The organism is Cellvibrio polysaccharolyticus, assembly GCF_015182315.1.
GTDB lineage: Bacteria > Pseudomonadota > Gammaproteobacteria > Pseudomonadales > Cellvibrionaceae > Cellvibrio > Cellvibrio polysaccharolyticus.
This window is the reverse complement of record NZ_PRDL01000001.1, coordinates 3,025,041-3,037,472: the sequence shown is the minus strand read 5'-3', so window position 1 is coordinate 3,037,472 and position 12,432 is coordinate 3,025,041. Positions and strand designations below refer to the sequence as shown.

Genomic DNA, 12,432 nt, shown 5'->3' with positions numbered 1-12,432 from the left:
GTAAATCAGGCCAGGGCTTTCAACGCTGCATCATAGTTTGGCTCATGAGCAACTTCGCTAACCAGTTCGTTGTGCAGTACTTTGCCATCGGTATCCAGTACTACAACAGCGCGGGCAGTCAGGCCGGACAAGGGGCCGTCAACCAGCTTTACGCCGTAATCCGCAGCGAAAGAAGAACGGAAAGCAGACGCAGGGATAACTTTATCCAGACCTTCAGCGCCGCAGAAGCGAGCCAGAGCAAAAGGCAGATCCTGGGATACGCAAACCACAACGGTGTTGTCCAATTCGCTGGCCTTTTGGTTAAAAGTGCGAACAGAGGTTGCGCAGGTTGGCGTGTCAACGCTTGGGAAAATGTTCAGTACGACGCGCTTGCCTTGCAGTTCACTGTTTTTGATTTCTGACAAATCAGTTTTAACCAGGGTGAAAGCCGGAGCTTGCTTGCCAGCTGCGGGCAATTCGCCGCTGGTATTGAAAGGGTTGCCTTTGAGGGTAACTTTTGCCATGGGTATGCTCCTTTTAATTGCATCAAGAATTGCGTAATTGCATCAGTAATCGGGGAGTCGCTGCCGTGCTATCGGCTGAAAACAACTGCGGTCGATCAAGCCTAGCAGGAGCGTGCGAAACTATCTACGTGAAAACAGAAGTGGATGAAAATATTGCGACGCGCTGGTCATCACGTTGCTGATTGCAGCATGGCAAGCTCCGGGGCGCTTCAACAGGCAATGCCGGTTCGCTTCGGGATGCCGTTTTTTTTGGTGAAAATTTGTACATGGTTTGAGAAAGGTAATATCCTGACTTGCAAAGCCGATGCAAACTACGGATAATGCGCGCCTCTTGCAGATTGGCTGTTTTGCTGCAAGTTGTTATGGTGATCCTGTCGGTCCCCTCGCAATGACGACCTGTAAACTCCGCCAGGCCCGGAAGGGAGCAACGGTAGCAGTTAGTTATGTGCCGGGGTGTGGCTGGCAGGGTCACCACCCATCCTGCCTCGCGCATTTCTGTATTCCTCTCTTGTGTCAAATTGATTCATCGCCCGTTATAATCGCCGCACCTTTTTCGGTATCCACCCTTTTCGGTAGCAGAGTAGGAATGGCATGAGTTATCAAGTCCTGGCACGTAAATGGCGCCCCCGCATTTTTCGCGAAATGGTGGGCCAGGAGCATGTGCTCCAGGCGCTGATCAATGCGCTCGACCATAACCGTTTGCACCATGCCTATTTATTTACCGGCACCCGCGGTGTGGGCAAAACCACCATTGCCCGTATTCTGGCCAAATGCCTCAACTGCAAAACCGGCGTCAGCTCCGAACCTTGCGGACAATGTTCAGCCTGCCGTGAAATTGCTGAAGGTCGTTTTGTCGATTTGATCGAGGTGGATGCGGCCTCCCGTACCAAAGTGGAAGATACCCGCGAGCTGCTGGAAAACGTGCAATATGCGCCAACGCGCGGCCGTTACAAGGTGTACCTCATCGATGAGGTGCACATGCTCTCCACGCACAGTTTTAATGCCCTGCTGAAAACCCTCGAAGAGCCGCCACCGCACGTTAAATTTTTGCTGGCGACTACCGACCCGCAAAAGCTGCCGGTGACCATCCTGTCACGCTGCTTGCAGTTCAACCTGAAAAATATGAACCCCGAGCGCATCGTTCAGCACCTCAAATTTGTGCTGGAACAGGAGCTGGTGCCTTTCGAGGAATCTGCACTGTGGCAATTGGGGCGTTCTGCCGACGGCAGTATGCGCGATGCCATGAGTTTGACTGACCAGGCGATTGCTTATGGCTCCGGGAAAATTACCGAAGCTGAAGTGCGCGCCATGCTGGGTACGATTGACCAGGCGGCGGTTTACAACATTCTTAACGCGTTGGCTGCGCTGGACGGCAAAACGCTGTTGACAGAAGTCGAGCGTCTGTCGGAACACGCACCGGACTATGCCAATGCGCTGGCCGAACTGCTGTCGATATTGCACCGCGTTGCTATCGCACAGGCCTTGCCGGAAGCGGTAGATAACAGCCTGGGTGATCGCGACAAGGTGATGCAACTGGCGCAAAACCTGCCATCGGAAGATATTCAGCTGTTTTACCAGACCGGTTTGTTAGGGCGCCGCGATTTGCCTCTGGCACCGGATCCGCGTGCCGGTTTCGAGATGGTGCTATTGCGCATGCTGGCCTTCAAGCCGCAAGGCGTGCCGGAAATTCCCAACAGTACCTTGCCATCGTCTTCGCGCCAGGCTGCTGTATCCCAACCGCAACCGCAACCGCAACCGCAACCGCCGTCAGAGGTCGCAACGGCCGCAGCGCCTGCGCCGGAACATAAGCCTGCTGTTGCGCAAAGCGAGCCGACTTCGCCACAACATTCCCAGGCTTCGTCAGGGGATTCGCCGGCCTCGCCACCACATTCATCCGCTTCCACCGTGGCAGATCCGGGCGCCGCTGCGCCGCAGCAAACACCCTCAGCCTCTGCCGGTTTGCCCCAGGCATCTTCGGTGGTGAATTCGCTATCGCCCTCGGATAATCAGCGTCAGAATACTGCGCAACCGCAACCGCAACCGCAACCGCAACCGCAACCGCAACCGCAACCGCAACCGCAACCGCAACCGCAACCGCAACCGCAACCGCAACCGCAACCGCAATTCCAGCCGCAAAATCCTGTGCCCGGCTCGTTTGCGCCGCAGCAAGAACCGGTCAGGTCGCCGTTATCTGCCGAGCAGCGTCCGCCCTTTGATGGCCCCTACGATAATGCCGATTACGTGCCCGACGATGATTATGCCGAGTACGCCGCTGCTTCCCCCTGGCTGGATGTTCCGGTAGAGGAGGAGCCTCAGCCCGAAAAAAAGTCTGAACCGCAACCCGTTGCTCCGGCTTCCAGCAAGCCGGAAACCTTTGTGCCGGCTGTTGATCCAACGCCAGAGCTGGTTGCTTCCGACATTCGTATTCCGCTGGATCAGGTAACGCCTGATCACTGGCTTGGCCTTTATCCGGCGCTGGGCATCACCGGTTTGCTGCAAAGCACGGTGGCCAACTGTCAAATGACGGGGCGTGAAGGCAGCCACTTCTTTTTTATTCTTGACCACAACAACAGCACGCTCTACGACGAAAGCCACCAGCAACGCCTGGCAGACGCGATGGGTGATTACTTCATTGAGCCCATCCGCGTCACTATCCGGCTTGGTGAAGTTACCGCTGAAACCCCGGCGGCGATGGTCATTCGTATTCGTAAAGAGCGTCAGGAAAACGCAGTCTCAACCATCAAAAATGACCCGGTGGTGCTAAAGCTGATGGAGCATTTTGATGCACAACTGCGCGAAGACTCTATTGTTCCCTTATAGGTTGTGGCCAGTGGCCGCAACGAAATCACATTCTGAATTCTCAGCTTGAAGGAGTTGTTATGAAAGGTTTGGGCGATTTAATGAAGCAGGCGCAGGAAATGCAGGCCAACATGCAGAAAATGCAGGAGCAGCTGGCCAGCGCCGAAGTTAAAGGTGAAGCTGGTGCCGGGCTGGTATCGGTAGTCATGACCGGCCGTCACGATGTTAAACGCGTTCATATTGACGATAGCCTGATGAGCGAAGACAAGGAAATGCTGGAAGATTTGCTGGCAGCGGCGGTGAATGACGCAGTGCGCAAAGTGGAATCAACAGGCCGTGAGCAAATGCAAAAAATGACCGCTGGCATGGGTATTCCGCCTGACTTTAAAATGCCGTTCTAATATCCAGCACAACCGGTCTGCCCTGATAGAGATTCCATTTGCATGTTTAGTCCGTTGATTGATGAGTTGATGCGCAGCCTGCGGTGTTTGCCCGGTGTCGGGCCCAAGTCGGCACAGCGCATGGCGTTGCACCTGCTTGAGCGCGATCGTGAAGGTGCCAATCGTCTTGCCAATACCTTGCACAAGGCAATTGAAGGGGTAGGGCGTTGCCAGCGTTGTCGCACCCTTACCGAACAGGATTTATGCGGTATTTGTAACAATCTTCGCCGCGACAGCACCTTGTTGTGCGTGGTTGAAACGCCGGTGGATGTGCTGGCTATTGAGCAGGCCGGCAGTTATCAGGGAAAATATTTTGTATTGATGGGGCATCTCTCGCCCATCGATGGCATCGGCCCCGACGATATTGGCGTGGATGCATTATTGGCACTGGTACAAAGTGAGGCGGTGACGGAAGTGATTCTGGCGACCAACCCCACCGTGGAAGGTGAGGCTACGTCTTATTACATCAGCGAGCGGATCAAACCGCTGGGTGTTGTAGTGTCGCGCATTGCTCACGGTGTTCCGCTGGGTGGCGAGCTGGAGTTTATTGATGGTGGCACCCTGGCGCATGCTTTTTCCAGCCGTCGCCCGCTGTAATTGACAGGCTGTTTATCGGCCAATTTTTCGGGCAACTGCCCATCTTATTCAGACTGAATGTATGCTGATACCGACCGACCCCATCTGGATTGATTCCGACGACGAACTGGAAGCTTTGTGTACTCGCTGGCGACAGCAGGCTGCCATCGCGGTAGACACCGAATTCATGCGCAGCTCTACCTTTTATCCGATTGCCGGGTTGATCCAGGTGGGCGATGGCAAGGGTTGTTATCTGATTGATCCGCTGGCGATTACCCGTTTCGACGCGCTGCGCGAATTAATGCTGGATGAAAAAGTCACCAAGGTATTTCACTCCTGCTCGGAAGATCTTGAGGTTTTTCAGTGCTTGCTCAACTGCGTGCCGTCGCCGGTTTTTGATACCCAGCTGGCTGCAGCCTTCGCCGGTTTTGGTTTCTCTATCGGTTACGCCGGACTGGTTAAAGCCACGCTGTTGCACGAAATTCCCAAGGAAGAAACCCGCTCTGACTGGTTGCAGCGTCCGCTCAGTGTGGCGCAACTGAAATATGCCGCTCTGGATGTGGCGCATATGTTGGTGGTCTACGGCAAGCTGCTGCAAATTCTTAAAGCTGCTGACCGGCTCTGCTGGGTACGTGACGATTGTGCCGAGTTGGTGCAACAGGCCCGGCAACCGGATGATTATGCACAAGCCTGGAAAAAAGTAGGTTTTGCCTGGAAGTTGCGCGGTGCCGAGTTGGCTATTTTGCGTGACCTTTGTATTTGGCGCGAAACCGAAGCCCGCGCGCGTGATATTCCGCGCAACCGGTTAATCAAAGAGCCGGCCCTTTGGGAAATCGCGCGTAAACAGCCCAAAGATGCGGCTGGTTTACAGCGCATTGATGACATTCCCCAGCGCACTTTGCAGGAAGATAGCGAGCGTTTGCTGCACATTGTCCGTGACAGCAGCGCAACACCCTCGGCAGCCTGCCCGGAGCGTCCCGAGCCGCCGCTGGCTAAAAGTGAAGGGCCGTTGATGAAAGCCTTGAAAAATTGCACGCGCGAACGCGCCGAGGCGCTGGCGTTACCACCGGAAGTGCTGGTGCGCAAAAAAGAATACGAATTTATCGTTCGCTCCGGCCTGAAAGGGCGCGAATATGCCTTGCCCGATCGCCTGTTAAGTTGGCGATATGAGGTAATTGGCAAATACTTACTGGATGTTACCCGCCATCCGCAACTTGAAACGGATGAGAGCAGCGCATCATGAAAGTTATTACCGAAATTTTTCGCAGTGCCCGTGAAGAGGGTATGTATCTATACGTGCGCAAAGACGAAGGCCTGAGCCGGGTGCCAGAAGAGCTATTAAAACGTTTTGGCAAACCTGTGTCTGCCATGGTGTTGTTATTAACCCCGGAGCGAAAACTGGCGCGGGTTCCCACCGCCAGTGTATTGAAGGCGCTGCAAGAGCAGGGTTTTTATCTGCAGCTGCCACCGGCTCCGGGTGGTGATCAGGAAATGTGGCAAGTTCGTTCACACAACAGTAAATTATCCGGGTAGGTTTCATGGCTGTTCAGGTCTACTGGCACGCAAAATCCTTGCAAGAGCTGACGCCGCACGAATGGGAATCACTGTGTGACGGCTGTGGCAAGTGCTGCTTGCATAAACTGGAAGATGAAGACAATGGCGATGTGTATTACACCCGCGTTGCCTGCCATTATCTGGATCACCAAACCTGCCAATGTACCGACTACAGCAATCGGCAACAGCAGGTACCGGATTGCGTAGTGCTTGAACCTGGCTCGCTGGATGCCATCGACTGGTTGCCCGACACCTGCGCCTACCGCTTGCGTGCTGCCGGAATGCCCTTGTTTGATTGGCATCCACTGATCTCCGGCGACCCGGCCAGTGTGCACCGGTCTGGTATGTCGGTGAGTGGCAAAGTGGTTGCCGAGCAGGATGTCGCCGAAGAAGATTACGAAGATTATATTATTCGCTGGATATAAGCGCAGGGCTACCGGGCCTGGTGGTATATCAACCGCGAAACATTGCTGATGCAAGAGCAGGAGTAACATTGTGGAAACGTATCAAATCGCCTGGGCCGCCTATGTTGTTGGTGCGCTGGGTTGTGGTTGGGCGACCTGGTTATTATTTCGCCGCTTCGGGCGCGAATGGGGACACTTCTTTATGGTATCGGTGTGGGCGGTTCTGCTCACACCTTACGCCATGAAAGTAGAGCCTATGGTGATGGCGCCGGCACTTTTTATCCTGGTAATGGAAACGCTGATCAACGGTTTTGCCAGCGCCAAACCGATTGCGATATTGTTGGCCGGTGTCTGGCTTGTTGCATTGATTCTTTCATTGATTTATCAATTGCTGACCCGCGGTTTTGTTAAAAATGAAGAGCCGGTAGATTATCAGGATTACGACACAGTGGTCGCCGAAGGGCGCAAGACCCGACGCCAGCCACGCGATTATCAGGACAACCTCAGCCACGATGAGTACCAGGCGCGTGATGAACTGCTGGCCGGTGAAAGACCGATGCGCGCAGAGCGTTAATCTCCCTTTGTTTAAAAATCCGCCGGGTAAGCAGATACGCTTGTCCGGCGTTTGAATTCAGTTAAAGAGATCTTCCCGGTTGCTCCCTGGCTCAACATCCCTCTCTCCAAAAGTTTCCGTGCAAACTTACAGCGGTCACCAACTTGCGCTGATTGACCGCTTTTATAAAAGTTGTGGTTTACGCGTGCGCTGCCATGAAAACGAAACGGTTTTCGGGCTGCGCATGGTGGCTGACAATGTAGCAGGCCAACCGCAACATTCGCCCTTACTGGCGGCGGTGCGCTTTATTCCGGTGAGCGAGCAATACTGGTTAATGCGCAATGTTTGTGTCGCCGAAGCGCATCGTCGGCAGGGGCTGGCCAGCCAGTTGTTAGGCTGGTGTTTGCCCACGCTAACCCCCTCCCGGTGTTATTGCTATGCACGGGATTATTTGTATCCGCTTTATCAGGCTCCAGGTTTTCAGCGTCTCCCTTGTGTCGCTGTACCGGCCGGGATTGCAGAAGAATATTCGCGCTACCTGAACAACCGAAAAGACTTGCTGTTGTTAGGTTATGAACCGGCCAAACTCTCTTCAACCAGTGATATTTAACTATCGCCCCGAAAGAAAAATTTCATTATCTATCCTGCAGGCGGTGTTTTATCGTGAACACATTGGCGGCGAAAGTATTTATCGGCTCTGTGAAGTCTGACCAACCTCTGGCACACAGAATCAGGAAAAACCGCCACACAGCTGCTAGAGTTAAAGCTGAATTTCCGGAAAGAACCATTTCCAATCACCTGTGTTGATAAAAAGATCCGTTAACCCGGTTAAGGAGCTGAAGATGGATATTGATATTGGTATTATCAAAAAAGATCGTGAAACTATCGCCGAAGGTTTATCGCACCTGCTGGCCGATACCTACACCTTGTACTTGAAAACCCACAATTTTCACTGGAACGTGACTGGCCCGATGTTTCAAACATTGCACCTGATGTTTGAGACGCAATACACAGAATTAGCCTTGGCGGTCGATGTTATTGCCGAGCGTATTCGCTCTCTTGGCTTCCCCGCGCCGGGCACTTACAAGCAATACATCAAGCTCAGCAGCATCAAGGAATCCGAGGAAATTCCCGAAGCGAAAGAGATGATTCGTCAATTGCTTGAAGGTCAGGAAGCGGTAGTGCGCACCGCGCGCAGTATTATCCCGGTTGCCGACAAAGCCAGCGATGAAGCCACCGCTGACTTGTTAACCCAGCGGATTCAGTTGCATGAAAAAACCGCCTGGATGCTGCGCAGTCTGTTGGAATAAGCTGTTATGCAATGAAAAAGCCGCTTTGTGCGGCTTTTTTTGTGGCCGCGATTTCTGGCAACCCGCTTTCAAGCCGCTGCTCCAGCGGATTTAACATGGCTTTCGCCATTTCGCACCGCTGCTGCGGTGCTGTTCAAAACTATTGTTAGCGGCTTCAAGACTACTGTTTATCAGCAGATTCAAGACGACTACCGGTGCGTTCAGGAATTGATCATAGTGCGGGCGAGGTTTGTTATCATAGCCGGCTGCGATCAGGGTGGGACAGACATGAGTTTTGATTGGTCAAATAGCAAACAGCAACTGGATAACATTATGCAGAGCGATCAGCATCGCCTGCTGCGTCGTTTGCGGGAGCTGGAGCAACAACACAAAAAAAATCAGGACATTGCCGGCAAATTTGCCAGCTGGCAAGAGCAGGTAGCGCGCTCGGCGGCCCGCGTTGCTGCGCGTGCCGCCGAAGTGCCCGATCCGATCATTTTTCCCGAGTTGCCTGTTTCCGAAAAGCGCGAAGAAATTGCCGAGTTGATCCGCAACCATCAGGTGGTGGTATTGGCCGGTGAAACCGGTTCGGGCAAAACCACTCAGCTTCCGAAAATCTGTCTCGACATCGGCCGTGGTGTAAAAGGCATGATCGGTCACACCCAGCCCCGCCGTATTGCGGCACATTCGGTGGCTTCGCGTATTGCCGAAGAGCTGCAAAGCTCGCTGGGCGAAAAAGTCGGTTACCAGGTTCGTTTCAGTGATCAGTCCACCGACAACACGCTGGTCAAGGTTATGACAGACGGCATTCTGCTGGCCGAAATTCAGAATGATCGCTACTTGTCCCGTTACGACACCCTGATTATTGATGAGGCGCATGAGCGCAGCCTCAATATTGATTTTCTGCTGGGTTATCTCAAGCAGCTTTTGCCGAAACGCCCTGATTTAAAATTGATCATCACCTCTGCCACCATTGATGTGCAGCGTTTTTCCGAGCATTTTGATGGCGCGCCGGTTATTGAAGTTTCCGGGCGTACTTTTCCGGTTGATGTCTGGTACCGACCGCTGTTGGCGCGGAACGAAGAAGAGGCAGATCAGGATCAGTACACCGCCATTGTTGACGCAGTGAATGAAATTCTCGCGCACGAAAAAGGCAGTGGCAATAATCGCGGCGGTGACATTCTGGTTTTTTTGAGCGGCGAGCGGGAAATTCGCGAGGCGGCAGATGCCTTGCGCAAAGCGCAAATCAATCACCTGGATGTGTTGCCGTTTTACGCCCGGCTGAGTATGGCGGAGCAACAACGGGTATTCTCCGCACACACCGGTCGGCGGATTGTGCTGGCGACCAACGTGGCAGAAACATCGATCACCGTGCCGGGTATTCGCTATGTGATTGATCCCGGCTACGCACGTATCAGTCGCTACAGTTATCGCACCAAAGTTCAACGCTTGCCGATTGAACCGGTATCGCAGGCTAGTGCCAATCAGCGCAAAGGGCGCTGTGGGCGGGTCAGTGAAGGCATCTGTATTCGTCTTTACAGCGAAGACGATTTTCTTTCCCGGTCGGAATTTACCGACGCTGAAATTTTGCGTACCAACCTTGCCGCCGTTATTTTGCAAATGTTGCAAATGCGTATGGGCGATATTGAAGCCTTTCCGTTTCTCGATGCGCCGGATCACCGCCTTATTAACGACGGTTTCAAACTGCTCGAAGAATTACAGGCGGTCAACCCGCAACAACGTCTTACACCGGTCGGGCAAAAACTGGCTCAAGTCACGGTGGATCCGCGTTTAGCGCGAATGTTGCTTGCCGCCGGTGCTTTGGGTTGTGTCAGTGAAGTGCTATTGATTGTCAGTGCGCTCTCGGTGCAAGACCCGCGTGAACGCCCGGCCGATAAACAAACCCAGGCGGATCAGCAACACGCGCGTTTCCGCGTCGAAAATTCCGATTTTCTGGCTTACGTGAGCCTATGGAATTATCTCGAAGAACAGCGGCAACAACTATCGCAAAATCAACTGCGCAAACTTTGCAAAAAAGAATTTATTTCCTATTTGCGCTGGCGTGAATGGCGAGACATTCATCACCAATTAAAACTGTTGTTAAAAAATCTCGATTTAAAAGAAAACCAGGAACCGGCCAATTATGAATCGGTGCATAAAGCACTGCTCACCGGTCTGTTGGGTAATCTCGGTTTTAATATTGAAGCGCGTGAGTACCTGGGGGCGAGAAATCGCCGTTTTGCCATTTTTCCGGGTTCCACCCAGGCAAAGAAAACACCCAAGTGGCTGATGGCTGCAGAGCTGATTGAAACGTCAAAACTCTATGCGCATCAGGTCGCCAAAATCGAGCCGGAGTGGGCGCTGGATGCAGCTGATCATCTGGTTAAACGGCATTACTTCGAACCTTACTATGATGCGCGCAGCGGTCAGGTCATGGGCTACGAAAAAGTTGCGCTTTACGGCCTTACCCTGATAGAAAAGCGGCGCATCAGTTACAGCCACGTAGACCCGGCATTGTGCCGCGAGTTATTTATTCGCGCGGCGCTGGTTGAGGGGCAATACGGAGAGCATCCCAAACGCAAGCACCAGAAAAATCCGCTGAATGATTTTTTCACTCACCAGCAACAACTGCTCAAGGATCTCGATGACCTTGAACAAAAATCCCGGCGCCGGGATATTCTGGTAGACGAACAGGTGCTGTTTGATTTTTATGAGGAACGCATTCCGGAAAAGGTCATCAACCTCGCCGGTTTTGAAGCCTGGCGAAAAATCGAAGAACAAAAAAATCCGCAATTGTTGTTTATTGAACGTCATCATCTGATGCGCCACGGCGCTGACGATGTTACCGAAGCGCAGTTTCCTGCCGAGCTGGAATGGCGCGGTATGGTGTTTCCGTTGAGCTATCACTTTGAACCGGGTCACCAGGACGATGGTGTGAGTATTCATGTACCGGTCAGTGTTTTGCATGAGGTGCCGGAGCACCGTCTGGAGTGGCTGGTGCCGGGCATGTTGCGCGAAAAATGCATTGCTTTGGTGAAAGCTTTACCCAAAACCTTGCGCAAACATTTTGTGCCAGTTCCTGATGTCGTGGATAAAGCGTTATTGGCGATGTCAGTGGATAACATTTCGCTGACAGAAGCCCTGGCGCATCAGTTGAAGCGGCAAAAGGGTATTGATATTCCACTGGAGCAGTGGTCGGTTGACCAGGTGGATGATTACTATCGTTTCAATATCAAAGTGGTTGACGACAAAGGCAAAACCATCGCTTCGCAGCGAAATCTGGCCGAGCTGCGTGAACAATACCGGGCACAGGTGCAGCAAAATATCCAATCGGCAGCCACCACCATCGAACGTGATGGAATAGAAAGCTGGGATTTTTCGACCTTTGAACCGGTCGTCACCTTGCGTCGCAGCGGCATCAATATTCGCGCCTATGCGGCATTGGTCGACAAGCGTGACAGTGTAGCGCTGCAAATTATTGATAATCCGCTGCAGGCTACGGTATTGTCCCGTCGGGGAATTGCACGCCTGATCGCACTGGACTTGAAACAGCCGGTGAAATATCTGCAAAAGGAATTGTTAAAAGGGCAGGAACTCGCGCTGACCGTGGCCAATATGGGGCGGCGCGAAGAGGTTGCTGATGAGTTGATTATCGCGAGTATTGTGCACCTGGCGTTGTCGGATATCAGTCGCTTGCCTTTGTCTCGCCATGACTTTGAACAATGCGCAGCGACCGCGCAGGAAAAACTGATTGTTACCGCGCAGGAACTGGCGTCGCAGTTGTTGGGCGCGCTGCGTTTATTGGTCGAGGTGCGTAAACAGCTGAAGCAACTGAAAAATCGTATTGAACTGGCATTTACGTTGAGTGACATCAACAACCAATTGAACCAGCTGTTTTACCCCGGCACCGTTTATGACACACCGTTTGAGTGGCTGGAGCAATATTCACGTTATTTGAAAGGCATTCAGGCGCGTCTCGAAAAGGCCATTCTTAACCCGCAAAAAGATCGGCTGACGATTGCCGAGCTGAGCAACGCTCGTCAGCGTCTGGACGACTGGCTGGAAAAAGAGGGCGCTTATGAGCTGGTTTACAACCCGCACTTGCTGGAATATCGCTGGGCCTTGGAGGAGTTGCGTATCTCCCTGTTTGCCCAGACGCTGAAAACCCGTTTTCCCATCTCCTCAAAGCGTCTGGAAAAGCTCTGGCAAAATGTAAAGGATTACAGTCGTTAATTGACGTTCTGTTAATCGGGCCGCTGGTAGCCGCCATGATGATATGCTAATTTTCAGCTACCTCATCATGGCGGGTCCAAT

Annotated in this window: 11 protein-coding genes and 1 other RNA gene; 11 read left to right on the top strand and 1 reads right to left on the bottom strand. The window is 52.8% G+C overall.

Features of this window, described 5'->3' with window-relative positions:
- Positions 1–5: 5 nt before the first annotated feature.
- Positions 6–503 (bottom strand): thiol peroxidase, encoded by a 498-nt coding sequence (gene tpx, locus C4F51_RS12990; RefSeq protein ID WP_193910449.1) that lies wholly within the window; start codon positions 501–503, stop codon positions 6–8.
- Between the two features lie 372 nt (positions 504–875).
- On the opposite strand from tpx, the gene ffs reads away from it, so the two are divergent.
- The 11 genes from ffs to hrpA all read left to right on the top strand — a co-directional run bounded on the left by ffs (position 876) and on the right by hrpA (position 12,351).
- Positions 876–971, top strand: an RNA gene (ffs, locus tag C4F51_RS12985) — signal recognition particle sRNA small type.
- Between the two features lie 123 nt (positions 972–1,094).
- Complete coding sequence (dnaX, locus tag C4F51_RS12980) at positions 1,095–3,323, top strand: DNA polymerase III subunit gamma/tau (protein WP_193910447.1); 2,229 nt, start codon at positions 1,095–1,097, stop codon at positions 3,321–3,323.
- A 59-nt stretch (positions 3,324–3,382) separates the two neighbouring features.
- Positions 3,383–3,703: a YbaB/EbfC family nucleoid-associated protein gene (locus tag C4F51_RS12975; protein ID WP_193910445.1), complete on the top strand. Its 321-nt coding sequence runs from the start codon at positions 3,383–3,385 to the stop codon at positions 3,701–3,703.
- 42 nt (positions 3,704–3,745) lie between these two features.
- Positions 3,746–4,339, top strand: coding sequence for a recombination mediator RecR (gene recR, locus C4F51_RS12970; protein WP_193910443.1), 594 nt, complete (start codon positions 3,746–3,748; stop codon positions 4,337–4,339).
- Positions 4,340–4,400: 61 nt separating this feature from the next.
- Positions 4,401–5,561 carry a ribonuclease D gene (rnd, locus tag C4F51_RS12965; RefSeq protein WP_193910441.1) on the top strand — a complete coding sequence of 387 codons (1,161 nt, stop codon included), beginning with the start codon at positions 4,401–4,403 and terminating at the stop codon, positions 5,559–5,561.
- A complete protein-coding gene (locus tag C4F51_RS12960) occupies positions 5,558–5,851 on the top strand; it encodes a YcgL domain-containing protein (RefSeq protein WP_193910439.1) in 294 nt (97 codons plus the stop codon). Before rnd ends, C4F51_RS12960 begins: the two co-directional genes overlap by 4 nt.
- Positions 5,852–5,856: 5 nt before the next feature.
- Entirely contained in the window at positions 5,857–6,297 is a 441-nt protein-coding gene (locus tag C4F51_RS12955) for a YcgN family cysteine cluster protein (RefSeq protein ID WP_193910437.1), read from the top strand.
- Positions 6,298–6,367: 70 nt separating this feature from the next.
- Positions 6,368–6,850 (top strand): hypothetical protein, encoded by a 483-nt coding sequence (locus C4F51_RS12950; protein WP_328701373.1) that lies wholly within the window; start codon positions 6,368–6,370, stop codon positions 6,848–6,850.
- 118 nt (positions 6,851–6,968) lie between these two features.
- Positions 6,969–7,439 carry a GNAT family N-acetyltransferase gene (locus tag C4F51_RS12945; RefSeq protein ID WP_193910435.1) on the top strand — a complete coding sequence of 157 codons (471 nt, stop codon included), beginning with the start codon at positions 6,969–6,971 and terminating at the stop codon, positions 7,437–7,439.
- 232 nt (positions 7,440–7,671) lie between these two features.
- Positions 7,672–8,139 (top strand): Dps family protein, encoded by a 468-nt coding sequence (locus tag C4F51_RS12940; protein ID WP_193910433.1) that lies wholly within the window; start codon positions 7,672–7,674, stop codon positions 8,137–8,139.
- Positions 8,140–8,406: 267 nt separating this feature from the next.
- Positions 8,407–12,351, top strand: coding sequence for an ATP-dependent RNA helicase HrpA (gene hrpA, locus C4F51_RS12935; RefSeq protein WP_193910431.1), 3,945 nt, complete (start codon positions 8,407–8,409; stop codon positions 12,349–12,351).
- The last annotated feature ends 81 nt before the right edge of the window (positions 12,352–12,432 follow it).